This window comes from Tardiphaga sp. 813_E8_N1_3 (assembly GCF_051811025.1).
Classification (GTDB): Bacteria; Pseudomonadota; Alphaproteobacteria; order Rhizobiales; family Xanthobacteraceae; genus Tardiphaga.
On record NZ_JBPWQE010000001.1, the window covers coordinates 2,848,487 to 2,871,879 of the forward strand.

24 protein-coding genes and 1 riboswitch are annotated in these 23,393 nt (G+C 60.3%); of the genes, 9 read left to right on the top strand and 15 right to left on the bottom strand.

Features of this window, described 5'->3' with window-relative positions; translation table 11 throughout:
- Positions 1-31: 31 nt before the first annotated feature.
- Entirely contained in the window at positions 32-1,099 is a 1,068-nt protein-coding gene (locus AB8A33_RS13610) for a GTP pyrophosphokinase (protein WP_439093249.1), read from the bottom strand.
- A gap of 177 nt (positions 1,100-1,276) precedes the next feature.
- Complete coding sequence (locus AB8A33_RS13615) at positions 1,277-1,417, bottom strand: hypothetical protein (protein WP_165826921.1); 141 nt, start codon at positions 1,415-1,417, stop codon at positions 1,277-1,279.
- A gap of 220 nt (positions 1,418-1,637) precedes the next feature.
- Here AB8A33_RS13615 and AB8A33_RS13620 point away from each other — a divergent pair, with 220 nt between their 5' ends.
- Positions 1,638-2,273, top strand: coding sequence for an HAD-IA family hydrolase (locus AB8A33_RS13620; RefSeq protein ID WP_439085338.1), 636 nt, complete (start codon positions 1,638-1,640; stop codon positions 2,271-2,273).
- A gap of 67 nt (positions 2,274-2,340) precedes the next feature.
- Here the strand turns inward: AB8A33_RS13620 and AB8A33_RS13625 are convergent, their stop codons facing one another.
- A complete protein-coding gene (locus tag AB8A33_RS13625; protein WP_439093250.1) occupies positions 2,341-2,745 on the bottom strand; it encodes an SPW repeat domain-containing protein in 405 nt (134 codons plus the stop codon).
- Between the two features lie 284 nt (positions 2,746-3,029).
- Here AB8A33_RS13625 and AB8A33_RS13630 point away from each other — a divergent pair, with 284 nt between their 5' ends.
- Both AB8A33_RS13630 and AB8A33_RS13635 read left to right on the top strand, forming a co-directional pair.
- A complete protein-coding gene (locus AB8A33_RS13630) occupies positions 3,030-3,314 on the top strand; it encodes a GNAT family N-acetyltransferase (protein ID WP_439093251.1) in 285 nt (94 codons plus the stop codon).
- Positions 3,311-3,583: a GNAT family N-acetyltransferase gene (locus AB8A33_RS13635; RefSeq protein ID WP_439085341.1), complete on the top strand. Its 273-nt coding sequence runs from the start codon at positions 3,311-3,313 to the stop codon at positions 3,581-3,583. Before AB8A33_RS13630 ends, AB8A33_RS13635 begins: the two co-directional genes overlap by 4 nt.
- A gap of 889 nt (positions 3,584-4,472) precedes the next feature.
- On the opposite strand, the gene AB8A33_RS13640 is transcribed toward AB8A33_RS13635, so the two are convergent.
- Both AB8A33_RS13640 and AB8A33_RS13645 read right to left on the bottom strand, forming a co-directional pair.
- On the bottom strand, positions 4,473-5,264 hold the full coding sequence (locus AB8A33_RS13640) for a fumarylacetoacetate hydrolase family protein (RefSeq protein ID WP_439093252.1): 792 nt from the start codon (positions 5,262-5,264) through the stop codon (positions 4,473-4,475).
- Positions 5,265-5,382: 118 nt separating this feature from the next.
- On the bottom strand, positions 5,383-5,757 hold the full coding sequence (locus tag AB8A33_RS13645; RefSeq protein WP_439093253.1) for a DUF3597 domain-containing protein: 375 nt from the start codon (positions 5,755-5,757) through the stop codon (positions 5,383-5,385).
- Between the two features lie 603 nt (positions 5,758-6,360).
- Here AB8A33_RS13645 and AB8A33_RS13650 point away from each other — a divergent pair.
- A complete protein-coding gene (locus AB8A33_RS13650) occupies positions 6,361-7,173 on the top strand; it encodes a lytic murein transglycosylase (RefSeq protein WP_439093254.1) in 813 nt (270 codons plus the stop codon).
- Between the two features lie 59 nt (positions 7,174-7,232).
- On the opposite strand, the gene AB8A33_RS13655 is transcribed toward AB8A33_RS13650, so the two are convergent.
- Positions 7,233-7,493 carry a hypothetical protein gene (locus AB8A33_RS13655; protein WP_439093255.1) on the bottom strand — a complete coding sequence of 87 codons (261 nt, stop codon included), beginning with the start codon at positions 7,491-7,493 and terminating at the stop codon, positions 7,233-7,235.
- Between the two features lie 744 nt (positions 7,494-8,237).
- Between AB8A33_RS13655 and AB8A33_RS13660 the strand changes: the two genes are divergently transcribed.
- The 3 genes from AB8A33_RS13660 (at position 8,238) to AB8A33_RS13670 (ending at position 11,158) form a co-directional block, all read left to right on the top strand.
- Positions 8,238-8,390: a DUF1127 domain-containing protein gene (locus AB8A33_RS13660; RefSeq protein ID WP_081421766.1), complete on the top strand. Its 153-nt coding sequence runs from the start codon at positions 8,238-8,240 to the stop codon at positions 8,388-8,390.
- Between the two features lie 200 nt (positions 8,391-8,590).
- Positions 8,591-10,024: a methylenetetrahydrofolate--tRNA-(uracil(54)-C(5))-methyltransferase (FADH(2)-oxidizing) TrmFO gene (trmFO, locus tag AB8A33_RS13665; RefSeq protein WP_439093256.1), complete on the top strand. Its 1,434-nt coding sequence runs from the start codon at positions 8,591-8,593 to the stop codon at positions 10,022-10,024.
- 30 nt (positions 10,025-10,054) lie between these two features.
- Positions 10,055-11,158, top strand: a complete 1,104-nt coding sequence (locus AB8A33_RS13670) for a serine/threonine protein kinase (protein WP_439093257.1) — start codon at positions 10,055-10,057, stop codon at positions 11,156-11,158.
- Here AB8A33_RS13670 and AB8A33_RS13675 read toward each other — a convergent pair.
- From AB8A33_RS13675 to yajC, 5 genes are read right to left on the bottom strand one after another with little or no spacing between them, the layout of a single operon-like run.
- A complete protein-coding gene (locus AB8A33_RS13675; RefSeq protein WP_439093258.1) occupies positions 11,150-11,995 on the bottom strand; it encodes a phytoene/squalene synthase family protein in 846 nt (281 codons plus the stop codon). The genes AB8A33_RS13670 and AB8A33_RS13675 overlap by 9 nt on opposite strands.
- Positions 11,992-12,375: an Mth938-like domain-containing protein gene (locus tag AB8A33_RS13680; RefSeq protein ID WP_068730785.1), complete on the bottom strand. Its 384-nt coding sequence runs from the start codon at positions 12,373-12,375 to the stop codon at positions 11,992-11,994. Before AB8A33_RS13680 ends, AB8A33_RS13675 begins: the two co-directional genes overlap by 4 nt.
- Position 12,376: 1 nt before the next feature.
- Positions 12,377-13,378: a protein translocase subunit SecF gene (secF, locus tag AB8A33_RS13685; protein ID WP_439095934.1), complete on the bottom strand. Its 1,002-nt coding sequence runs from the start codon at positions 13,376-13,378 to the stop codon at positions 12,377-12,379.
- Positions 13,379-13,409: 31 nt separating this feature from the next.
- On the bottom strand, positions 13,410-15,008 hold the full coding sequence (gene secD, locus AB8A33_RS13690) for a protein translocase subunit SecD (protein ID WP_439093259.1): 1,599 nt from the start codon (positions 15,006-15,008) through the stop codon (positions 13,410-13,412).
- 44 nt (positions 15,009-15,052) lie between these two features.
- Complete coding sequence (gene yajC, locus AB8A33_RS13695) at positions 15,053-15,424, bottom strand: preprotein translocase subunit YajC (protein WP_093758697.1); 372 nt, start codon at positions 15,422-15,424, stop codon at positions 15,053-15,055.
- 192 nt (positions 15,425-15,616) lie between these two features.
- On the opposite strand from yajC, the gene AB8A33_RS13700 reads away from it, so the two are divergent.
- Positions 15,617-16,588 (top strand): ATP-binding protein, encoded by a 972-nt coding sequence (locus tag AB8A33_RS13700; RefSeq protein ID WP_439093260.1) that lies wholly within the window; start codon positions 15,617-15,619, stop codon positions 16,586-16,588.
- A gap of 63 nt (positions 16,589-16,651) precedes the next feature.
- Here AB8A33_RS13700 and metE read toward each other — a convergent pair whose 3' ends face one another.
- From metE to AB8A33_RS13715, 3 genes are all read right to left on the bottom strand, one after another.
- Positions 16,652-19,027 (bottom strand): 5-methyltetrahydropteroyltriglutamate--homocysteine S-methyltransferase, encoded by a 2,376-nt coding sequence (gene metE, locus AB8A33_RS13705; protein WP_439093261.1) that lies wholly within the window; start codon positions 19,025-19,027, stop codon positions 16,652-16,654.
- Positions 19,028-19,131: 104 nt separating this feature from the next.
- A riboswitch (cobalamin riboswitch) is annotated at positions 19,132-19,343 on the bottom strand.
- Positions 19,344-19,513: 170 nt separating this feature from the next.
- The gene (locus AB8A33_RS13710) at positions 19,514-20,920 is read right to left on the bottom strand and encodes a peptidoglycan DD-metalloendopeptidase family protein (protein ID WP_439093262.1); all 1,407 of its coding nucleotides are present in this window, start codon (positions 20,918-20,920) and stop codon (positions 19,514-19,516) included.
- A gap of 108 nt (positions 20,921-21,028) precedes the next feature.
- Positions 21,029-21,679, bottom strand: a complete 651-nt coding sequence (locus tag AB8A33_RS13715; RefSeq protein WP_439093263.1) for a protein-L-isoaspartate(D-aspartate) O-methyltransferase — start codon at positions 21,677-21,679, stop codon at positions 21,029-21,031.
- 291 nt (positions 21,680-21,970) lie between these two features.
- Between AB8A33_RS13715 and AB8A33_RS13720 the strand changes: the two genes are divergently transcribed.
- Entirely contained in the window at positions 21,971-22,348 is a 378-nt protein-coding gene (locus AB8A33_RS13720) for a response regulator (RefSeq protein ID WP_089264477.1), read from the top strand.
- 27 nt (positions 22,349-22,375) lie between these two features.
- Here the strand turns inward: AB8A33_RS13720 and surE are convergent, their stop codons facing one another.
- On the bottom strand, positions 22,376-23,143 hold the full coding sequence (surE, locus tag AB8A33_RS13725) for a 5'/3'-nucleotidase SurE (RefSeq protein ID WP_089264478.1): 768 nt from the start codon (positions 23,141-23,143) through the stop codon (positions 22,376-22,378).
- Positions 23,144-23,393: the final 250 nt, after the last annotated feature.

The window sequence follows — 23,393 nt, forward strand, 5'->3', positions numbered from 1 at the left end:
TCCATTTGCAATGCGTACGTGCTCTCACTCCTTAACTCGATTGAGTGTTTGAATTTTTCGCGATTGCCTTGATCACCACCTGAGCAATACCGTCATGGAAACCTTTAGCCAAAAGAAACTTGAGCGAGACTCGCTCACCAGCAATCGATATGAGCATGAGCAAAACTAAAAATGGTTCAGTAACAGCCCATGATTTTGAGCCGCTAGAGCGGTTTAATTTCCACACTCGATCAAGATAACTCTTATCAGCTTTTTCCAAGGCGTTTTTCAACTCACCCAGGTTACCTATACCAGCAAGCATTGCTGTGTCGTAAATCTCGGGCATGTATCCATCTTCTTCGAGTTCGTCAGCCTTGATCTCGAATCCGACCCGCTCCGCGACATTCACAAACTCTCGCGCCCCCTTCCATGTTGCTAAGAATTCAGCAAGGGAAGCAGCTGTAATTGGTACTGTATCGTCACCTCTTTCAACATCGCGTCGAGCTTGCAGACGAAGCAACTCGCGCTCATTTCTAAGCCCGACGAACTCCTCGTCAGCAAGTTCAAAAAGTCCTGCAATGCGATGCAGTCGACGCTGAAGTTTCGAGGGTATCGATGCTTCCTGCTTATATTGCAACGCATGCGATACTGCCGACCAAGCGTGTTGAATAACCGTGCGAATTTGGATTTCCGCGACCATTTCTGCATACGGCTTCCACTCGGTCAGCCCGTTCCTGGTGCCTCCGATTGAAACAATATAGTGCGCAGACAGATACCCGAACCTATCTATTTCGAGCAATTGAGGCTGCCTTGAGAGATTTTCTTCCGCTATCCGAAACTCTGCTTTGATCGCTTCGGCTACATGAGCTACGTCATCCTGATAGTACACAATCACACGACAGCCACATAAATCTGTAATCTCTTTGAGAGGCTGACTGTATGATTTGCCCGGCCGCGAAATCTTTTCTTGGAAGGACTGCACATCTTTCGCTCTTGCTTCAATTACTTGGTATTTGATATTTTTGGATTCAAGGATGTCGTGCAGCAACATCTTGAGCTTGAGCGCATACCCTTCGTAGACAGGTCGCGCCGACTGATATTTCTCGACAACTGCGTCCATGTCAGACAACATTTTGTACCCTCAAGATTTCCTGAACGCATACAAGAAAAAGATCTATCAAGCCGAATGGATTCGCGGACAATATTTAAAGCATTCGAATGAGCGTTGACGTGCGGAATTTATCAGCGATGCTATGTCCTATCGGTCGCAATGCACGTGCGAGCGAACTAATGACTCTCACCTCAGCCCCGTCCCGTGGCACCGCTGGCATTTCACCACCTTCTCGCCCTTCTTCAGCAGACCCTTGCCTTCGCAATTCTTGCACTTCTGCTTCTTCTTGGTGTTGGGGCCTTTCTGGTTCGGTCTATCGTCTGCCATGAGGCCTCCTGCGGGTGATATGAAACGGTAATGACGGACTTAGCACGCTTGCGTGCGCTCGTGCATCGTTTCGCCGCGCGGATGTGGGTTGAAAACCGGGTCTGATGGGATCATCCTTCAGACGGGTCGCATATCGGCCACGACTCAGACGAGAACCAGCCCTTGACCGACATTGCCAAACACCCAGCCAGGACCCCGGCCACCTCCCCGCCCGCCAGCCATGCCTTATAAGCTCGCCATCTTCGATATGGACGGCACGCTGTCCGACAGCTTTTCGTGGTTCCTCAGCGTCATCAATTCCGTCGCCGACAAGCACAAGTTTCAGCGTGTCGAACGCGACCGCATCGATGAGCTGCGGAGCGTCGGTGCCGGCGAACTGATCAGGCTGCTCGGTGTCGCCAAATGGCGGATCCCGCTGATCGCGCGCGACATGCGCAAGCGCAAGGCGCAGCAGATCGATCGCATCAATCTGTTTCCCGGCGTCGATCGCATGTTCTGTGAATTGAAGGCGCGCGGCATAACGATCGCCATCGTCAGTTCGGATAGCGAGGATAACGTCCGTGCCGTGCTCGGCGATCTCGACCAGCACGTCGCCTATTTCGCCTGTGGCGCCGGCCTGTTCGGCAAGACGGCGAAATTCCAGCGTATCCTTGAGCTCACCGGCATCTCTGTCGATGACACGATCAGCATCGGCGACGAGATCCGCGATATCGACGCTGCGCGCGAGGCCGGAATCGATTTTGGCGCGGTGACGTGGGGCTATACCAGCGGGGCGGCCCTGGAAGCGCGCACGCCGAATTATGTGTTTTCCCGGATCGACGAAGTGATCGCGGCACTGGCTGTGCCAAGACGCTAACGGCCGGCGACAGACAAACGAGACCCGCCGGCCTCATGACAAGACCGGCGGGCCTGATCGCCTGTTGTCACTGCCCGTGCCGGGCCATTTCCCCATCACTCAAATCCCAGTCCTGCCACAACTGTAGTGCTGCCAGCAGCACCACGAGACCGCCGAGGCAGGTGTGGATGAATCTGAGCATGCCGTCGCCGGAATAACCAAGGAAAAGTGGCGAGACGATCAGCCACAGACCAAGAATGATCGCGGCCACCTCCTCCCAGCGTTGCAGCGCGACATACTCAAGCTGCGCAAGGCCAAATACCAGGACGCCGACCGCCACCGTGTTAATGATTATGGCGCTGGGGGTCCCCCCGGCATATTGATGACCGTTCTGCGTAGGAAACCAGGGCGACAGCGCAATCAGGACGCCAAGCGCCATGCCAAACCAGTCTTCCCACGTGCGATGCGTACCGAGAAACCGAGAGTCTGACATCGTGACCTCCTCCAAAAGAGGCATACGTCAGCGGCCGTTGGCATGACACTCCAACTGTCAAACGACCGATCCGGCCGCTTCGGGGCGTATGTCTACAATTGACGTAGGAACCCGCTTTGCCTTTGCAAGGCCACGCCAAAGCCATTTTTCATGGCGCGCGGATCGACAGAAAGCCCCACGCGGCGACACGGATTTCCCCGGTCAAATGAAGCATGCGGCGGCTGCATTGCACCCGTTTAGAGATGACTGCTACCTTCTCCCGGACACCTGTGAATGGAATGAGAATGAGCAACGCGGTTTATAACAATACTTCGCTTCACCGTTTCGAACTCGCGGTCGACGGCCATATCGCTTTCACCGAATATACCCGGACGTCCGATACCATCACCTTCGTCCACACTGTCGTGCCGCCGGAATTGGGCGGCAGAGGTATCGGCTCACAGCTTGCCCGCAGTGCGCTCGATGCCGTCCGTGCACAGGGATTGAAGGTCGTGGCGCAGTGCCCCTTCATCGCCGCATATATCGCGAAACATGCGGACTATCAGGATTTGCTGAAAGACGCGGCATGACCGGCGTTCGCGACAACAAGGCGCTCAATCGCTTCGAGCTGGATGTCGGCGAATCCATCGCCTTTGCGAATTATCGCCGGGCCGGCGATCGCGTGATCATCACGCACACCGAAACGCCGCCTGCCCTGCGTGGCCGCGGCATCGCCTCGGAACTGGTGAAGGGCGCGCTGGCGTTGATCCGTGCGGATGGGCTGAAGGTTGTCGCAGGTTGTTCTTTCGTGGTGGATTATCTGCGCCAGCATCCGGACTATGCGGATCTGGTGAATTAGGCGGTTATTCCGTCACGTTCATTCCGGGGCGCACGAAGGCGGCGCAGCCGGCAGAGCGCGAACCTCAGCCGTTCGCTTGGAGTGGCGGGGAAGCCAGCCCCACTCTCGTCATTCCGGGGCGCACGAAGCGGCGCAGCCGCGTAGTGCGAACCCGGAATCTCGAAGTGTTCAGCGCAAAACATGTTGGGATTCCGGGTTCACGTGCGCGAAGGGCGCGCCCGCGCCCCGGAATGACGAGTGTGGGGCGGCAAGACAGCGCCCATACATTTTTTCCTATCCGCCGTTGACATCATCCCCATCAGGTTTATATTCCCCTTTGTCCTGCCCCACCGAGAGGGGCGATCGCGATCGTCACGTTCGCGGGGTGGGATGCGGTGGACGCCGGAGATGCGGCGTTACGCGGTTTGGGGGTGACGTCTGTCTTCGGGCAGGACGGATCTGCGCCAGCACTGCCACTGGCAAGGAGACGGCTAGCCTTGGGATGGAAAGACCCCTGGACAGTGTGACGGACGACCAAAGTCAAAACGCGTTCGGCCTATTCGCTTGAGGCTCCCTTCCCATCGCCTTGGGACTTTAATTCGGTGATCGGATCGTTCGCTGAGGCAAAGTGCAAGCAAGTCGAAAAAACACCGCAGGCGGAACGCTGGGCACTTGCCTGACGCTTCCGAAAGTTCTGATGCACTCACAATTGCGGAAGACCGCATTCGCATCAGGCCCAAGGGTGCAACGGGCACCCGGCGTTCCGCACGCCCTCTTTCAGGAGGGTGGGAATGCGAAACACGACGGCGCCCCCGCGCCGCAAACAACAGGGGCGATGACGCATGTCTGAAGAGCAGTGGCTGTTTGACATTCACATCGGACGACAGCGCCTGCGCGGAAACAATCGCTCTCAAACGATCTTGATCGACATGTCTGGCAAGCCCTGCAGCTTGCACAGCAGTACGTCGCCCTTGACGACCGGGCCGACATTTTCCGGCGTGCCGGAATAGATGATGTCGCCGGCCTTCAGCTCGAAGGCGTCCGAGAGTTTCGATATCTGCTCGGCGACGCTCCAGATCATCTTGTCGAGATCGGAGGTCTGTTTCACGGTGCCATTCACCGCGAGCGAGATCGGCCCCTTGGTCATGTGCCCGGTCTTGGCGACCGGATGGATCGGGCCGATGACTGCAGCGCGGTCAAAACTCTTGCCGATCTCCCATGGCTTCTTCTCGTCGCCCATGGCGCGCTGCAGGTCGCGGCGCGTCATGTCGAGCCCGACAGCATAGCCATAGACATGGTCGAGCGCTTTATCGACGGGGATATTGGTGCCGCCGGATTTCAGCGCGGCGACGAGTTCGACTTCGTAATGATAGTTCTTGGTCAGTGACGGATACGGGTGATCGGCGACCTCGCCGATCTTGACGTTCTGGATCGCGTCGGTCGGCTTCTGGAAGAAGAACGGCGGCTCGCGCGTCGGGTCCGATCCCATCTCGCGGGAATGCGCTGCGTAGTTGCGGCCGATGCAATAGATGCGGCGCACCGGAAACACGTCGGTCTCGCCGACGATGGGAATCGTCACCGTCGCGACCGAGAATATGCCCTTGGGACCGGCCTGCGCCTGCACAGCCTCGCCCGCCAATGCGCTGCCAGCCAGGGCAACGGCACCGGTGGTCAGAATCGTTCTGCGGTTGATGGGGTCCATGGTGTTTCTCCTCGTATGTTTTGTCTTGTTTTTTGGTCTTGTATTTATGTGTGCTGGTATACCACAGCAAAAAGGCCCGCGCGAGCGCGGGCCTTCAACTCCGTCCCAAACGGGAAGTTTAGTGCTTGATGTCGGCCGGCAGCTTGCCGCCATTGGCAGCGAGCTTGGTCATCATCTGCTTGTGCAGCCAGATGTTCATGCTGGCGGAATCGCTGGTGTCGCCGGTGTAACCGAGCTCTTTGGCGAGATCCTTGCGAGCCGACAGGCTGGAGTCGATGTCGAGCGCCTTCATCAGATCGACAATCGAGGTCTTCCATTCCAGCTTCTCGCCTTTGGCTGCCACGGCCTTGTCGAGGATCGCAGCAACGTCAACACTGTCCATCGGCGCGGCGCCTGAGGGAGCCGAACCGCCGGCGGCCGGCGCGGCATCAGGGGATGCTGCACTGGCGCTGGTGCCGAAAATCGCGCCCATGATCTTTCCGAAAATGCTCATATGTCGCTCCCAATAGCTTTCGTGACAGATTGAAGAATTCGTGCCGTGTTTGGTTCCGGCAGCACCAGCCGGTTCGTACTTGTATCCGCCCACCACTCGCTTGCCAATGCGACGCGATAGACTTCGGGAAGAGTCGCTCCAAACCAATTGATCAAGCCAGTTGCCAACGCCATCGACAGACCGTTTGACGTCGGTAGCAAGGTCCGACTGAATTGAGGCGAAAGCCCGGCCGCTGCATTGCAGCGCTGTGAATGTCGGACGACATTTTCGCCGAAGCGCCCCGCTCGGCCACGCCACATGGCATCTCTATCGCAATGTCGGGGAGCGCAATCCGAACCCGCCGATGCTGCCGCCAGGCAACAGGATCAAGCGGCCGGCTGCGGATTTCCGATCGCGCTGTTTCAATGGCGCGACGACAAGCAACGCAGGGACAGTTATCAGATCTTTTCCAAGCCGCCGGCCTCTCGCAGAATTGCGCGAGAAGCCGTCATGCTGTTCTGATATCACTACGCAAGCCTTGTTTTGGCCGCGGTTCACCGGAAGGCTCATCGCGCACTATCGTTCGCGACATCATTTCATGACCGTAATGAGAGCCTTGAGACCATGCGCCCCCTGCTTCGCACATTCCTGCTCGGTACATTTCTGATCTCGCCGCTAGCGCCGGCCCTTGCTGCGCCCTCCTGCGGCACAGGCAGTTTCGATGGCTGGCTCGCCGCCTTCAAGACAGAAGCCGTCGGCAAGGGCATTTCGCAGAAGACCGTCGATGCAGCACTGACCGGCGTCACCCTCGACAACAGCGTGCTGTCGCGTGACCGCGGCCAGCAGGTCTTCAAGCAAAGCTTCGAGGAATTTTCCGGGCGCATGGTGCCGCCAAGGCTGCGTCGCGGCAGCGACATGCTGAAGCGTTATGGCTCGGTGCTCGGACGCATCGAACAGCAATATGGCGTGCCCGGTTCGGTACTGGTGGCGATCTGGGGATTGGAGACCGACTATGGCGTGAACGTCGGTAAATTCCCGACCATCCGCGCCATCGCGTCGCTCGCCTATGATTGCCGACGCGCCGAGATGTTTCGCGGTGAATTGCTCGATGCCCTGCGCATTGTCGACCGCGGCGACCTCGCGCCTGCCGAGATGCATGGCGCCTGGGCCGGCGAAATCGGCCAGACGCAATTCATGCCATCGTCCTACCTGAAATTCGCTGTCGACTTCGACGGCAATGGCCATCGCGACCTGCTGCGCAGCGCGCCTGACGTGCTGGCGTCAACGGCAAACTATCTCGCCAGCTATGGCTGGAAGCGCGATCAGGATTTTGCGCCTGGCACTGCGAACTTCGCAGTCATTCAGCAGTGGAACAAGAGCGAGGTCTATTCGAAGACCATCGCCTATTTTGCCGGTCAGCTCGCCAAAGAACCATAGGCTCGCATGGGGTGATAGAAGGGCCGTCCGCTCCTCAGCAAGCGGCCCCTCCCGTGATCTTACTTCATCATGCCGACATGCATGGCCTTGGTCAGATGGACCGCACACACGCGCATCTTGTTGTCGAGCAACGCGGTCTGCGCATCCGTCATTTCCTTGAACGCAACCCACTTCGCATCGCCGTCCGGCATCGCTTCAACGGCGGTTTCGGTTTTCAGCAGGTTGCTGCCGCTGCAGCCTTCCATACGTGCAGCCGAAGCCGGCACCGTAGCGAACACGACAGCAGCCATGGCGGCCGCTCCCAGTAATCTTGTGATCATCTTGTTTGTCCTTCGCAACAGAACCGACGCCATTGCCGGATTCTGTAGAAGGAATTGATACGTCCACCCGCTATTCAGGAAATATCAGCCGCGGTGAATTGAATGTGAGCCGGTTGTGATCGCCACCAAGAACACTCAGCTTTTTGGCGCTTCAGAAATCGAGAGCAACAAACTTACACAAATGTAATTCGCGCGAGTTTAGTGACGCCGCGCCATCGGCCTTTTGATGTGCCTCCGGAGGCCAACAGCAACGGCGTTTCGGCGGGACCTCGAGTTGCATATGTATTTTCCTTCACGCATGCAGTTTAGAGAAAAGTCGCCTCGCAAGCCTCACGTAAGGATGATCTATAGTTCATTCCTAATACTCACATGCGAATCGCGCATAGCAGAGCCAGACAGGAACTTACGAGGAACCGCCGAGGAGGCTGCCGGAATGCGGCCAGAAAGGTCTTATCGGAGCGGTTTCGCTTCCAGCATCCATTTGAGCCCTGGAACATCTCCAAACGCATGATTTAACTGACTAATTAATGCCTGAAACCATCACTGAAGGTGCCCGAATACGCACCCTGCCTGTAAAATCACCGCTCACCGCCAAGAGGTTAATCATTCCTTGCGCGAGCTATGCGATGACCGAGTAGCTGCATCGCAACATCTCCACTGCTGCAGTGCGATATCGTCATCTATATTCACTTCAACAGCGAGGCACCTCACAAGAGATGAATCGTCTGCCGAAGGAGAAACCAAATGCTGCTTTCATTCATCCGCATGATCCAGGCGTTCCGTGACTATCAGCGCAACGTTGCCGAACTCTCCCAGCTCAGCGATCGCGAACTTTCCGACATCGGTCTCGACCGTTCGGACATTCCGCGTGTTGCTTCTGGCGCCTATAACGGTTGATCCGTCAGGACGTTCTATCTGTCTTGCCTGACGTTTCACGGATTGCGCCCGCCTCGGGCGGGCGCAATCGTGGTTCCCTGAAGACACCATCTTCAGAGCCACACGCGTTCAAACCAAAGCGTCTTCAAAGCTTTGGCTAACCGACCGAATTTCCGCGAAGCGAATTCCACTTCGCGCCAAAACGCGCTACATGCGGGGCCATGACAACAGCCCCAAACTCAGACGACTGCGTCCATGTGATCGGCGCGGGCCTCGCCGGCTCGGAAGCCGCCTGGCAAGTCGCCAATGCCGGCATTCCCGTGATCTTGCACGAGATGCGGCCGCACCAGATGACCGACGCCCATCGCACCGATGGCCTCGCCGAACTGGTCTGCTCCAATTCCTTCCGTTCTGACGATGCGCTCAACAACGCTGTCGGCCTGCTGCACGCCGAGATGCGCAAGCTGAGTTCGCTGATCATGCGCTGCGCCGATGCCAACCAGGTGCCCGCCGGTGGCGCACTGGCCGTCGACCGCGACGGCTTCTCCGATGCCGTGACCAAGGCGCTGAACGACCACCCGCTCATCACCATCGACCGCGCCGAAGTCGCCGGGCTGCCGCCTGCCGACTGGCGCAATGTCATCGTTGCGACGGGTCCATTGACCTCCGCGGCGCTCGCGGACGGCATCCGTGGGCTAACCGACGAGAACGCGCTGGCCTTCTTCGATGCCATCGCACCGATCGTGCATAAAGATTCGATCGACATGGAGATCGCCTGGTTCCAGTCGCGCTACGACAAGGTCGGGCCCGGCGGCACCGGCGCCGATTACATCAACTGCCCGATGACCCATGAGCAGTATGACGCCTTCATCGATGCGCTGCTGGCTGGCGAAAAGACCGACTTCAAGGAGTGGGAAACCAGCACGCCCTATTTCGACGGCTGTCTGCCCATCGAAGTGATGGCCGAGCGCGGTCGCGAAACGCTGCGTCACGGCCCGATGAAGCCTGTCGGACTGACCAATCCGCGCGATCCCCTCGTGAAGCCCTATGCCATCGTGCAGCTGCGTCAGGACAACAAGCTCGGCACGCTCTACAACATCGTCGGTTTCCAGACGAAGCTGAAATACGGCCCGCAGCAGCAGGCATTGCGGATGATCCCCGGCCTACGGAATGCTGAATTCGCACGGCTCGGCGGCCTGCATCGCAACACATTCCTGAATTCACCGAAGCTGCTCGACGAACAGCTCCGCCTGAAGGCGCAGCCACGCCTGCGCTTTGCAGGCCAGATGACCGGCTGCGAAGGCTATGTGGAGTCCGCCAGCGTCGGCCTGATCGCCGGCCTCTATGCGGCGGCCGATGCCAAGCGCCAGTCGCTGGCGTCCCCGCCCGTGACGACGGCGCTGGGCTCGTTGCTCGGCCATATCACCGGTGGCCATATCGAAACCGTCGACGCAGGCCCGCGCTCGTTCCAGCCGATGAACATCAATTTCGGCCTGTTCCCGCCGCTGGCTCAGGCGCCGACCAAGAAGCCCGACGGCTCGCGGCTGCGCGGCAATGAGAAGACCGTTGCCAAGAAGCAGGCGATGAGCGTGCGGGCGCTGGCCGACATGGATGACTGGATTGCCGCCAGCCTGCCCGTTGCGGCTGCGGCATGACGCCGGCACTTTGAATTTCAGGATTGCTCGATGAGTTTGCCGCCACAGGACGCCGCTGCGCTGTCCAAGACCTGGACCGAAGGCGTGTTGCTGAAACGCGACGTGTTCTCGACCGTCGAGCGCGGCCGCTATCGCACGTCATCGGGCGAAGTCGATGCGGTGCTGCGCCGGCTCGACCAGGTGCCGTGGTGGTCATATCTGCTGGCGCTGCATCTGTTCACGCGGGAACGTCGCGCACTGACGCTGGCGCGTGATCTGCGCGTCGGGCCTGAATTGCTCTGGGCCGGCGACCGCGCGCTGGTGCGTGGCTTCATCGACGGTGTCGCACTGCATCTCGCCAAGCCGCATCACGATGCGCGCTATTTCAAATCCGCCAAGCTGGCGCTGCGCAAGCTGCATCGCATGGGCGTGTGCCACAACGATCTCGCCAAGGAGCAGAACTGGCTGCGCGGCAGCGATGGCCTAGCCTACGTCACCGACTTCCAGCTCGCGGTCTGTTTCAAGTCCCGCAGCCAGCTATTTCGCATCGCCGCCTATGAAGATCTGCGTCACCTCCTGAAGCATAAGCGGACTTACGCGCCGGAGCTGCTGACGCCGAAGGAAAAGGCGATCCTGGCGAAGAAGTCGCTGCCAGCACGGATCTGGCTGATGACCGGCAAGAAGGTCTATCGCGCTATCACCCGCGGCATCTTCAACTTCACCGACCGCGAGGGTGGCGGCAAGCGTCTGGTCAACGACGCGCCCCCTCTGCTCGAGATCATCAAGCAGAACCCGGCGGTGCGCGACGCGTCGATCGTCGCATTTGCCGACCGGCGCACTGGCGTCGGGCTCTATGCTTTCGTGGAGGCTGATGACGTCGCGCTGGAAACGAAGCTGCAGGATGAATTGGCTGCCGCTAAGGCTGCGAAGCCGCCTGAGCATCTGCAGGTCGTCACAGCCCTGCCCCGCGACGCCTCAGGCCGCATTCGCACCGAGGTGCTGCAGCTCGTCGCGATGAACCAGGTCGATCTGCTGGAGCCATTGATGACCAGCGACGCCGACCGTGCGTTCCTGAAGGGTATTCTGGAGTCGCGAAAGAACCTGCGCGACCGTTTCAACTTCGAGACGACAGACCAGAAGCTGACGTCACATTGATCGCGACGCGCGCCAGAGCGTCCACAGGGTCCGCAGCCGCGATCTGACATGGAGCTCAAACGGATCGTGATCCGCTCGGGCCATTTGCGCCAGATCGTGCTTCACCAGCGCCATGGGCAGGAACGCCGTACGCGCAGCCGGCAACACATCGGCGCGCATTCCCTGCGCTGTCGCGAGCTGCTCTTGCGCGCCTGATATCAGCCGATCCAGCGTTGCGCGGATGCCCGACGTCATCTTGCCGGCAAACATCTGATCGGCGCTGCTGCCGTTCTGCAGCAGCATGTCCTGCGGAATGAACAATTGCCGCCGCATCGTGTCATAGGGCAGACGCGCCACGATCCGCGCGACGCCTTGGGCCAGCCCGGCATGCTCGGCGACATGAGCGCTGGCCTCCGAGCCATCACCGAGGATCTTTGCCGATGAGAACAACAGTGTCCCGAGCGTATCGCGAAAGTGGCTTTCGAGCAGCGCGAGATCCGGCATTGGGTCGTTGTAGAGATCGAAGATGTGCACATCGATCAGCTTGGACAGCCTGTCGACGGGAAGATCATGTGCGCGGATCGCCAGCAGCAATTCGGCGGCAACGGGATTCTGTTCGACGTCGCCATGACCGACGCCGGCCAGCATGTCGGTCCACCATTGCAGCCGGATCTCGCCGGGCAACGGTTGTTTCACGAGCTCGCGGACGCGGGTAATTTCCGTATTGAACGCATAGAGCGCCAGCAGCGAACGGCGCTTGTCGGCAGGCACGAACAAGGTCGCGGCATAGCGGTCAAAGTCGTGGCTGCGCACTAACTCCGCGCAGAAAGCCGCGGAGCTCTGATCAGCACCACTCATGGCACCGCGATCAACGCAGCGGCAACGCGGCGGCGCTCGCCCATCATGACGTTATAGGTGCGGATCGCAGGACCGGTCTGCATCGCATCGATCACTACATGCAGATTGCGCAAGGCATTGCGCAGGTCGTTCGGCACGATCCAGACGTCATTGCCGGTGCCGATGATCAGCGTGTCGATGCCTGCCGCGCCTTCGAACACGCGCCGCAGCGAATGGCGGTCGATGTCACTGGCCTTGGTGACCGACCACGCCCAGACCGCGTCGGGCAGGCACAGCAGCGAGCCCTGATGCGACATGGTGTCGAAGTGGAAGCCACCCTTGCCGTAGGCTTCGATGGCGGCCGAGCGCGGAAGGTGCGGCGCTTCGGGATCGACCGGCATCTCAGGGCTTCGACTTCGCCGCTGGCTTGTCGGCGTCTTCGCGGTGTTCGCCGACGCCGAGATAGATCAGCAGCGGCGCCGCGATGAAGATCGAGGTGTAGGTGCCGACCAGCACGACGCCGAAGATCATGACCGCCGTGAACGAATGGATCGCCTGGCCGCCGAACAGATACAGCGCCAACAGAGCCAACGTCACAGTGACGTGGGTGATGATCGAGCGCGACAGCGTCGAATTGATCGACTCGTTCAGCAGTTCCGGCATCGGCATTTTCTTGTAGCGACGCAGGATTTCGCGGATACGATCGTAGATGACGACCGTGTCGTTCAGCGAATAGCCGAGAATCGTCAACAGCGCCGCGATACTGGTGAGATCGAAATCCACCTGCGTGATCGACATGAAGCCGATGGTCAGCACGATATCATGGACGTTGGCGATCATGGCGCCGAGCGCGAACTGCCATTCGAAGCGGAACCAGAGATAGATCAGGATGCCGATGATGGCGACGATCAGGCCGAGCATGCCGTAAGCCAGCAGCTCACCGGAGACGCGCGGGCCTACCACCTCGACGCGGCGATATTCGACGCTGTCACCGAGGGCTGCGCGCACCTTCTGCACCGCCGCCTGCTGAGCAGGATCGCCGCCCGGCTGCTCAGCCAAGCGGATCAACACCTCGGAGGGACCGCCGAATTGCTGAAGCTGCACGTCACCGAGCTGCAGTCCGGCAAGGGTGGTACGCATCGCGCTGATATCCGCAGTGCCGGACTTCGCGCGAACTTCCAGCAAGGTACCACCCTTGAAGTCGATGCCGAAATTCAGCCCGTGCGTGAAGAACAGCGTGATCGCAAGGATCGACAGCAATGCCGAGATCGGAAACGAGATGCGGCGGAAGCGCGTGAAGTCGAACTTCGTATCGTCGGGAACGATGCGGAGCGAAGGCAACAGGTCGAAGATCGCCACGATCGACAGAATGACGATCAGTGCGCCCAAACCGGCCAGAACCATTTGTGTCGTTGTCAAAGTCTGCTCCGTAAACTCAGATCGGCACGCTGGTCGGCCGCTTCCACCTGACCCAGCCGGCGACAATCAGGCGGGTCACGGTGAAGGCTGTGAAAACCGTCGTGACAATGCCGATGCCGAAGGTCACGGCGAAGCCGCGGACCGGTCCGGTGCCGATGTAAAACAGCACCGCCGCGGCGATGAATGTCGTGATGTTGGAATCCAGAATGGTGGCCAGCGCGCGCTTGAAGCCGGCGTCGATCGCCGAGATCGCGGTCCGTCCGGCGCGCAGTTCTTCACGAATGCGCTCATAGATCAGCACGTTGGAGTCCACGGCGATACCAACCGTCAGCACGATGCCGGCGATGCCCGGCAGCGTCAGCGTGGCGTTGAGCAGCGACAGGATGCCGAAGATCATCAGCACGTTGATCGCCACCGCGATGTTGGCGAACAGGCCGAACAGGCGGTAGGTCAGCAGCATGAAGACGATGACCAGGATCGAGCCGACATAGGCGGCGAGTTCACCTTTCGCGATCGAGTCCTGGCCGAGGCCCGGACCGACGGTGCGCTCTTCGATAATCGAGAGCGGCGCAGGCAGTGCGCCGGCGCGCAGCAGGATCGCCAGATCATTAGCGCCCTGCACCGTGAAGCTGCCGGAAATCTGGCCGGAGCCGCCTGTGATCGGCTCACGAATGACCGGGGCCGATACCACTTCGTTATCGAGCACGATGGCGAAGGGCAGATTGACGTTCTTCACCGTGGCATCGGCAAACTTGCGGGAGCCAGATGTGTTGAAGCGGAAGGAGACGATCGGCTCGTTGGTGCGCTGGTCGAAGCCCGGCTGCGCGTCGGTCAGGTCAGCGCCGGAGACCAGCACTTCCTTCTTCACGAGATAAGGCGTCTTCGGCGACTGCGAGCTCATCAGGAGTTCGGAGTCGGGCGGCACCCTGCCCTGCGCCTGCTCGGCCGGGATCGAGGTGTCGACCATGCGGAAATCGAGCTTCGCGGTCTTGCCCAGCAGTTCCTTAAGGCGGGTCGGATCCTGCAGGCCAGGCACCTGCACCAGGATGCGATCGAGACCCTGACGCTGGATCAGCGGTTCGACCGTGCCGAGTTCGTTGACGCGGCGCTCGACGATCTGGATCGACTGTTCGACCGACTGCCGGATCCGATCATTGATCGCAGCCTGCGGCACCGAGAGACGGATCAGGCCGTTGCCGGCGTCGGAGACTTCGAGGCTGCGCTGGCCGCTTTGCCCCATCAGGCCGCCCAGCGGCTGCGACAGTTCACGCAGCTTGCTGAGCGCGGTCTGATACTCGGTATCCTTGGTGATGCGAACTTCGACATTGTCGCCACGAACACCAAGACCGGTATAGACGATCTTGGCATCACGCAGCGTGCGGCGGACGTCGTCGCGCACCTGATCGAGCTTGTCCTTCTTGACCGAGTTGGCGTCGACTTCGAGCAGGATGTGCGAACCACCCTGCAAATCGAGACCCAGCACCAGATGGCGCTGCGCCCATTTTGGCCAGGTTTTCACGGTGGCTTCGGGGAAGAAGTTCGGAACCGCGCACAGGCAGACCACGAGCGCCGTCAGAATGACCGCCAGCGCCTTCCACCGCGTGAAATACAACATCGAGATGATCCGTCAGATTCTTGAAATGGCGACGCGCAAACGCATCAGCTCGCGGCCGCGTCGTCCTTGGCATCAGCCTTGTCCGCCTTCTCCTTGGCGGGCTCACCCTTGGTGCGCACGCCCGAGATCATCGTGCGGAGCTGGCGCACGCGAACGCCTTCGGCGAGTTCGAACTCAACCTGCTCGTCATCGACCACCTTGGTGACCTTGCCGACCAGACCGCCCGAGGTGACGATGGTGTCGCCGCGGCGGATGTTCTTCACCATCTCGGCGTGGTCCTTCACCTTCTTCTGCTGCGGACGCAGGATCAGGAAATACATGATCACGAAGATCAGCGCGAAAGGCAGCAGCGACATCAGCATGCTGTTGGTGTCGCCGCCGGCTGCAGCCTGGGCAAACGCAGGGGTAATGAACATCGGGAAGTCCTCGTGAACGCTGGGGAATAACCGGCGACGCGTCGGCGTTCGGCCGGTTGGGCAAATTCGCGCGGACTATAGCGGCCGGCGTCCCAATTGCAACGGCGGTAAACCCTCTGATTTGTCTGCGATTTGTACCGCTTGCGGATGCGTTCCGGCCTCGATATGGGTGCGGCCTGAGGAAAGTCAAAAATGTCAAAAAAGCCCAATAAAACAAGCCGCCGCCCTGTCAAAAAGGCCGCTGTGACCCGCGCGGTCAAGCCCGCGGCAAAACGTCCGCGACCAGCCGCCGCTCCCCCCATGGAGGAGCGGATTGCGCTCGCCCTTGAGGCCATTGCCGCGGGCATGGCCGCCGCAGCGCCGAAGCGCTCCAATGCCGATTCTCTGGCCAGCGCCGAGGCCTTCATATGGCATCCCGACGGCCGCCTGGCTCCCGTGCCGAAGGTCTCGAGGGTCGATATCGGCTTGCTGCAGGGCATCAATCAGCAGGTCGACACCCTGATCGAGAATACCCGGCGTTTCGCCAACGGCCTGCCGGCCAATAACGCGCTGCTCTGGGGCGCGCGGGGCATGGGCAAGTCGTCGCTGGTCAAGGCGGCGCATGCCTCGGTCAATGCCAGCAAATCCGTTGCCGGCCGCTTGAAGCTGGTCGAGATCCATCGCGAGGACATCGAGAGCCTGCCGGCGTTGATGGAGCAGATCCGCGCCTCGGATTTCTATTTCATCGTGTTCTGCGACGATCTCTCTTTCGACGGCAATGACGCGTCCTACAAGTCGCTCAAGGCTGTGCTCGAAGGCGGCATCGAAGGCCGGCCGGATAACGTCATTCTCTATGCAACGTCGAACCGCCGCCATCTGCTGGCGCGCGAGATGATCGAGAACGAGCGCTCGACCGCGATCAATCCCGGCGAAGCCGTCGAGGAGAAAGTGTCGCTGTCGGATCGTTTCGGCCTGTGGCTCGGCTTCCACAAGTGCAGCCAGGACGAATATCTCGACATGGTGCGCGGCTATTGCAGCCATTACGGCATCAAGACCGACGCTGCCGGGCTGGAGCGCGACGCACTGGAATGGTCTACCACCCGCGGCTCGCGTTCGGGTCGCGTCGCCTGGCAGTTTGTGCAGGAGCTCGCCGGCCGTCTCGGCGTGAAGCTGGCGACGAAGTAACCGGCAGTTAAGTGACCGGCGAATGCCGCCCCGTCATGACGACGGGGCGGCATTCGACTTGCTCTAGGCGAGGTTTCGCAACTCGCGCGCCGCCGCGACCATATTCACGAGCGCAGGCCGCACCTCCTCCCATTTCCGGGTCTTCAGTCCGCAATCGGGATTGATCCAGAGCTGGGAGTCCGCCAGCTGCTGCCGGGCCAGCTTGAGCAGATCGACCATGTCGCGCGTTTCAGGCACCCGCGGCGAGTGGATGTCGTAAACGCCTGGGCCGATCTCGTTCGGATATTTGTAGGTCCGGAACGCATCAAGCAACTCCATCTTCGAACGTGACGTTTCGATGGAGATCACATCGGCGTCCATGGCACCGATCGCATCGATGATGTCGTTGAACTCCGAGTAGCACATATGCGTATGGATCTGCGTGTCATCCCGCACGCCTGACGAGCAGATGCGGAAGCTCTCCACGGCCCAATCGAGATAGGACTTCCATTCCGATTTGCGCAGCGGAAGCCCTTCGCGTAGTGCCGCTTCGTCGATCTGGATCATGCCGGCTCCAGCTTTTTCGAGATCGGCCACCTCATCGCGTATCGCGAGCGCGATCTGGTGACAGGCGACTTCGCGGGGAATGTCGTCACGCACGAATGACCAGTTCAGGATCGTGACAGGTCCCGTCAGCATTGCCTTCATCGGCCGCTCGGTCAGCGACTGCGAATATTGCCACCATTCGACGGTCATGGGATGCGGTCGGGACACGTCTCCGAACAGCACGGGAGGCCGCACGTAGCGGGAGCCATAGGACTGCACCCAGCCGTGTTTGGTGAAGGCGAAGCCGGAGAGCTGCTCGCCGAAATACTGCACCATGTCGTTGCGCTCGAACTCGCCATGCACCAGCACGTCGAGACCGATATTCTCCTGCCAGCGAACAGCCCTCGCCGTCTGGTTCTGCAGGAACGTCTTGTAGGCGGCATCGCTGAGCGTGCCCCTGACATTAGCCCCGCGCGCGTTTCTCACTTCCGGGGTCTGCGGAAACGAGCCGATGGTTGTTGTCGGGAATGCCGGTAGCTTGAAGCGTTGATGCTGTTCACCCGTCCGTGAGGCAAAGTCACTGCCGCGCCGACGCATGGTCACATCAACCGAGGCGACGCGCTTCGCGACCGCTAGGTCGTGGATTTTCGACGATGCCAGTCGCGCGGCCGCCGCGGCATCCGAGGCCGCGAGCGTTGCGGCAACATCAGCGCGACTGCCAGCCAGTGCTGCTCCAAGTGCGGCCAGCTCTTCCATCTTCTGGATCGAAAAGGCCAGCCAGCTTTTGACGTCCGGATCGAGATCAGTCTCAAGGCCCAGATCGATCGGCACATGCAATAGCGAACAGGATGGCGCGAGCTCAACGCGATGCCGCCCCAGCAGATCGACCATGGGCTCCAGCCCATCGAGCAGGCTGGACAGATCGGACCGCCAGATATTGCGGCCGTCGATCACGCCGAGTGAGAGGATCAGGTCCTTTCGTGCCTTCGCAGCGACTTCGTCAAACTGCTCCGATCCACGGACCAGATCGAGATGAAGCCCGGCGACGGGAAGCGATAGGGCCAGATCGAGGTTATCGCCAAGTTCGCCAAAGTAAGTGTTCAGCATGATCCTGAGCTGCGGGACCGCTTCGGCAAAAGCCGCATAAGTCCGCTGCAGCGCCTGCTGGGCCGACGTGTCGAGATCGAGCACCAGACATGGCTCATCCAGTTGCACCCATTCGGCGCCTCTGTCGGCCAATTCTCCGAGCACTTCGACGTAAACAGGTAGCAATCGATCGAGTAGCGTCACCGGATCGAATGACGCATCTGCACTCTTGGCAAGCTTCAGATAGGTCACAGGCCCGACCAGCACAGGCCGCGTCTGATAGCCCAGCGATCTCGCTTCCTCATATTCTTTGATTGGCTTGCGCGACGCGAGACAGAAGGTTTGATCTGGCGTCAGTTCCGGCACCATGAAGTGGTAGTTGGTATCAAACCACTTGGTCATCTCCTGCGCTGGCACACCGTGGGACGCATCATGCGTGTGAGAGCCATGCTTACAGGCCTCGTCATGCGCGGCGCCTTGTGATCCGCGCGCTATGGCAAAGTAGGTGGCGAAGGAAACATCCCCGCCGGTCCAGCCATAGACTTTGGGAATGGCGCCGACCATGACGCTGGTATCGAGCACTTGATCGTAGAAAGAGAAGTCGTTCGACGGCATGACCGTGACCCCGAGCGACTTCTGGCGCGCCCAGTTGGCGGCACGCAGCCCGACGCCGACATCGATCAGCGCATTCTCGTCGATTGCACCGGACCAATAACTTTCCAGCGCCATCTTGAGCTCACGCCGCGGACCGATCCGTGGCGTGCCCAATGTAGCAACAGGGAGTGAGGTAGTTGATTTTGAAGAGGTAGACTTTGACACAGTAGACATGGCTTAACCCCAATGATTGGGGGCAAAAGGCCAAAGTGACACGTCTGGATTCCACGACGGCAGTCGCGGAATCGCAACCGCACCACCGGGACACCCCGCCCGAGGACGTTTATGTTGTCGAGGCAGGTCTCCTGGCTCGCGGGTCAATGCTGCTGTCCGGCCTTCCCAAAACCTTTGCGGGCCTCAGTGACTTTAATGGACAGCGGCTCACCGCTTACAGTTGCGGGGGCAGCTCCGGCCTTGGCTTAACGCCTCACCGGCTTCCCTCTTAGCTTCGGGCAAACCTTCCCGAAGAACCACGACAGGTTCACATATGGGCAACATCGCGCGGCAGTCAACAGAGCTCGCGCGAGCTAACTCTGCCCACACGCAGCGGCGCGTTGAAGATTCCGGAGCTGGCGTGGGCCGCAGCCCCGAGGTCAAACGCATCAAGCCCGGCACGAGGCCGGGCTTGTGTGAATGCAAACTACACTTCGTGGATTGCGTTTACGCGCCGTTGAGGAACTGCAGCGGATCGACCGGCGACGATCCCTTGCGGATTTCGAAGTGAAGCTGCGGCGACGTGACTTCGCCGGACTGGCCGGACTTGCCGATCACCTGACCGCGCTTGATGGTCTCACCACGCTTCACCATCAGCTCACTCGCATGGGCATATGCGGTGACGTAGCCGTTGGAGTGACGAACGAGAACCAGATTGCCGTAACCCTTCAGCTCGTTGCCGGAATAGGCAACGACGCCATCTTCGGCAGCCTTGATCGGCGTGCCTTCCGGCACGGCGACGTTGATGCCGTCATTGGACTTGCCATTGGTCTTAGCGCCGTAGCCTGTGACCACGCGGCCGCGCACCGGCCAACGGAACGTCGGCAAAGCGCCGGTTGCGTCAGCGGCTTTAGTCGGCGATTCCGGCGTGGTTTCTTCAGGCGTCGTCGTTGCACTTGCGAGACGGGCCTTCTGTGCGGGTTCGGCAGAAGCAACACGGGCCACGGCAGCGGACGTGACCGCGCCAGCCGGAGCAGCCGTCACGGCTGCGACGGGCGCAGCGAGCGGCGCGGCTGCAGGAGCTGCAGAAGCCGTAGTACGTGCGCCGGGCACGTTGATTTTGCTACCAAGCTTCAGCTGGGCGTTCGGCGCCAAACCATTGGCGCGCGCGAGTTCGGCGACCGGCACGTTGTTCCGGCGCGAGATGCTCATCAGCGTATCGCCGCGATTGACGAAATGCGTGGTCGATGCGCCGGCGGCAGGTTTGCTCGGAGCAGCGGCAACGGCCGGAGTTGCGGCGGCGCCCTGGCGCGGAATGATCAGCGACTGGCCGGGCGACAACGCGCGCGGCCCCTTGTAGCCATTGGCCTGCAGGATCGCGGCCGACGAGACATTGTAGCGCTTCGCCAGACCATCGAGCGTATCGCTGGTGCCGACGATGATCGAGGTGCCGCCATCACGGGCAAGCCCGTTGGTCGCTGCAACCGAGCGCGGCGCCGTGGAGCCGGTGGTTTCGATCGGCGCACGTGCGGGCGGCGGCGTATACATACCGTTACCGCCCCCGCTAACGGGAGCAGCCGACGCAACCGGACGAGCTGCCGGATAGGATTGCGGCGCCGAGATCGGCGGCGGCAAAGCCTGGGATTGATACTGCGGCTGCGGATTATAGGCCGGGCGCTGATACTGCGGCAGTTCCTGGCGCTCGACCGGCGCGCGTGGTGCCCGCTGCGGCACCGAGCCGGTGGTTTCGCCTTGCCAGCCAAAGCCACGGGACTGCCCCGAGTCAAAACTTGGATTCTGAGACAGACGCGTCTGCATGTCGGCGCTGCAGCCCGCAAAACCGATAGACATCAGCGCCAGCACCGCGACCTGCGGAGCGCGACGCGAGTAAAGCAACTCGACAACGCTGGACATTGGTTACTCACTCATACGCAACAAACAACTGAATTGAGTAAACACCGTCTCCGTTACCAAGCCTTTAACCTTGCGACCAACACGTGACAGTCGTTCACGAACTTTTTTTCAGAGCTCGCGCGCGATGCCCGGAAGTGCTGGCACAAAACGCACGTCCACAAGCTCCTTTCGCTCCAATCCATCCCCGGTTTTGCGGATCCGGACCAGGGTCTGGACGCCATTATGAGGACCAACCGGCGCAACCAGAATGCCGTCCTCCTCAAGCCGGTCGGTCAACGCCACGGGCACCTCCTCCACGGCGGCGGTCACGATGATCCGGTCGAACGATCCCAGATTGGCAGCCGGATTGAGGCCATCGCCGAGCATGACCTCGATATTGTGGAGGCCGAGTGCCTCCAACCGGGTCCGGGCGGCATCGGCCAGCGTACGATAACGCTCGATGCTGAGCACGTCGCGGACGAGCTTTGACAGGATCGCGGCCTGGTAGCCCGATCCCGTGCCGACCTCGAGCACACGGTGACCAGCATTCAATTGCAGCTGTTCGGTCATATAGGCCACCACGAAGGGCTGGCTGATGGTCTGACCGCAGGCAATGGCCAAGGCCGTATCCCGCCAGGCATGGGCACGATCGTTCGGCTCGACGAAGCGATCGCGCGGAACATCCTCCATTGCGCGCAGCACCAGCCGATCGCTGATCCCACGGCGCCGCAGACCAAGCTGAAACATCATCTGTTCAGGCGGCTGTCCGACGGTAATCATGGAAAGGCCTCACGCAGCACAGGTTAGAAACACTCTCGATCTAGCAAAGATAGATTGATGTATTCTGCGATCGGAACCGGGATAGCCCCACGACAACTTTTATTGTTCCGCGCGCGGAACCGACAGCATAGCAGCCTGTTATGGGCGGGGCGCTGACATCCAGGTCTTGCTCTATCCGGGACCGAATACGCGACATGCGTCTTTGGGTCACGAAAATGGCAATGCGTCGAGATTGCGTTCAACCCGGGAATTTGCGATTTTGTTCAGAGGATTGGGGCAAGGAAACCGGCCATGACTGCAACGAACCCGCCGGGCGGCTCCGTCTTCCTGGTCGAAGACGAGGTCATGATACGCATGATGGTCGCCGATATGCTTGAGGAACTCGGCTACAGCGTGGCCGCCGAAGCCGGTGACATCAACGAAGCGATCAAGCTGGCTGGTACTGCCAAATTCGACATTGCGATCCTCGACGTCAACGTCAATGGCAAGGTGATTTCGCCGGTCGCCGAAGTGATCGCATCGCGCAACCGCCCGTTCATCTTCGCGACTGGTTATGGCGCGCAAGGCCTGCCGGAAGAATTTCGTGACCGCCCGACGCTGCAGAAGCCCTTCCAGATGGAAACGCTGGCACAGGTGCTGTCCACGACGCTCAAGGGCGTTGCGGTTTAGGCGAGCCCACTCGCCTACCTCGAAATCTCAGCCAAGCGCCTTGGTCAACGCTTCGGAGAACACATCGTCCGTGCGATCGAGACGCAGCGGCGTGACCGAGACATAGCGCGCAGCAAGCGCTGCGAGATCGGTACCCTCCAGCGGGGCTTCCGCGGCGACGATGCGCTCGAAACCGATCCAGAAATACGGATTGTTGCGGCCATCCCGCCGCTCATCGACGCGCAGAAAGCCCTGATTGCGCTTGCCCTGCCGGGTGACGACGACACCTTTCACCTCGTCGGCCGCGCAGGCCGGGAAGTTGACGTTGATGACGGTGTTCTTCGGCACGCTCGCCTTGATGACCTTACGCAGCACGTCAGGTCCGAATTTCAGCGCGGTCTCCCATTGCGGATTGTGACGCGTTTCCATCGAGAATTCCTGGCTCAACGCCACCGACGGAATGCCGAGAATGGTGCCCTCGAGCGCACCGGCGATGGTACCGGAATAGACCACGTCCTCGGCGACGTTGCGGCCCTTGTTGACGCCGGACAATACGAGATCTGGCTGCTTGTCTTTCAGGATATGACGCGCCCCCATGATGACGCAGTCGGTCGGCGTGCCGCGCACGGCATAATGCCGCGGGCCGACTTCGCGCAGCCGCAACGGATCGTTCAGCGACAATGAATGCGACACACCTGACTGATCGAGTTCGGGCGCCACCACCCAGACGTCATCGGACAATTCCTTGGCGATCTGCTCGATGATCTTCAGGCCGGGGGCGTGAATGCCGTCGTCATTGGTGCAGAGAATGCGCATTCGTGAGGTGCCTTTCGATCGGGAGGGCCGCTGGCCAGCACCGGTTTTTGCCAGCATGTACCGGCTTTTGCCACCCCCATTTTGGGCGCTGCTTGTGCGCAGCGCGGCGGCCAAAATGGTGATTTTTCCCGCAGGCCGGAACATTTCGGCGTCGCCGCGATTTCTTATTTAGGTAGGTGAGTGCCAGTTGCGTCTGAAGCATGCGCGCTCGACCCGGATGGCCTTGGTCGCAGCGCCCCACAGGGCGACG

Coding starts and splice junctions, on each gene's coding strand:
- AB8A33_RS13610 (WP_439093249.1), bottom strand. CDS start 1,099: ATGGACGCAGTTGTCGAGAAATATCAGTCGGCGCGACCTGTCTACGAA.
- AB8A33_RS13615 (WP_165826921.1), bottom strand. CDS start 1,417: ATGGCAGACGATAGACCGAACCAGAAAGGCCCCAACACCAAGAAGAAG.
- AB8A33_RS13620 (WP_439085338.1), top strand. CDS start 1,638: ATGCCTTATAAGCTCGCCATCTTCGATATGGACGGCACGCTGTCCGAC.
- AB8A33_RS13625 (WP_439093250.1), bottom strand. CDS start 2,745: ATGTCAGACTCTCGGTTTCTCGGTACGCATCGCACGTGGGAAGACTGG.
- AB8A33_RS13630 (WP_439093251.1), top strand. CDS start 3,030: ATGAGCAACGCGGTTTATAACAATACTTCGCTTCACCGTTTCGAACTC.
- AB8A33_RS13635 (WP_439085341.1), top strand. CDS start 3,311: ATGACCGGCGTTCGCGACAACAAGGCGCTCAATCGCTTCGAGCTGGAT.
- AB8A33_RS13640 (WP_439093252.1), bottom strand. CDS start 5,264: ATGGACCCCATCAACCGCAGAACGATTCTGACCACCGGTGCCGTTGCC.
- AB8A33_RS13645 (WP_439093253.1), bottom strand. CDS start 5,757: ATGAGCATTTTCGGAAAGATCATGGGCGCGATTTTCGGCACCAGCGCC.
- AB8A33_RS13650 (WP_439093254.1), top strand. CDS start 6,361: ATGCGCCCCCTGCTTCGCACATTCCTGCTCGGTACATTTCTGATCTCG.
- AB8A33_RS13655 (WP_439093255.1), bottom strand. CDS start 7,493: ATGATCACAAGATTACTGGGAGCGGCCGCCATGGCTGCTGTCGTGTTC.
- AB8A33_RS13660 (WP_081421766.1), top strand. CDS start 8,238: ATGCTGCTTTCATTCATCCGCATGATCCAGGCGTTCCGTGACTATCAG.
- trmFO (WP_439093256.1), top strand. CDS start 8,591: ATGACAACAGCCCCAAACTCAGACGACTGCGTCCATGTGATCGGCGCG.
- AB8A33_RS13670 (WP_439093257.1), top strand. CDS start 10,055: ATGAGTTTGCCGCCACAGGACGCCGCTGCGCTGTCCAAGACCTGGACC.
- AB8A33_RS13675 (WP_439093258.1), bottom strand. CDS start 11,995: ATGAGTGGTGCTGATCAGAGCTCCGCGGCTTTCTGCGCGGAGTTAGTG.
- AB8A33_RS13680 (WP_068730785.1), bottom strand. CDS start 12,375: ATGCCGGTCGATCCCGAAGCGCCGCACCTTCCGCGCTCGGCCGCCATC.
- secF (WP_439095934.1), bottom strand. CDS start 13,378: ATGGTTCTGGCCGGTTTGGGCGCACTGATCGTCATTCTGTCGATCGTG.
- secD (WP_439093259.1), bottom strand. CDS start 15,008: ATGTTGTATTTCACGCGGTGGAAGGCGCTGGCGGTCATTCTGACGGCG.
- yajC (WP_093758697.1), bottom strand. CDS start 15,424: ATGTTCATTACCCCTGCGTTTGCCCAGGCTGCAGCCGGCGGCGACACC.
- AB8A33_RS13700 (WP_439093260.1), top strand. CDS start 15,617: ATGTCAAAAAAGCCCAATAAAACAAGCCGCCGCCCTGTCAAAAAGGCC.
- metE (WP_439093261.1), bottom strand. CDS start 19,027: ATGTCTACTGTGTCAAAGTCTACCTCTTCAAAATCAACTACCTCACTC.
- AB8A33_RS13710 (WP_439093262.1), bottom strand. CDS start 20,920: ATGTCCAGCGTTGTCGAGTTGCTTTACTCGCGTCGCGCTCCGCAGGTC.
- AB8A33_RS13715 (WP_439093263.1), bottom strand. CDS start 21,679: ATGATTACCGTCGGACAGCCGCCTGAACAGATGATGTTTCAGCTTGGT.
- AB8A33_RS13720 (WP_089264477.1), top strand. CDS start 21,971: ATGACTGCAACGAACCCGCCGGGCGGCTCCGTCTTCCTGGTCGAAGAC.
- surE (WP_089264478.1), bottom strand. CDS start 23,143: ATGCGCATTCTCTGCACCAATGACGACGGCATTCACGCCCCCGGCCTG.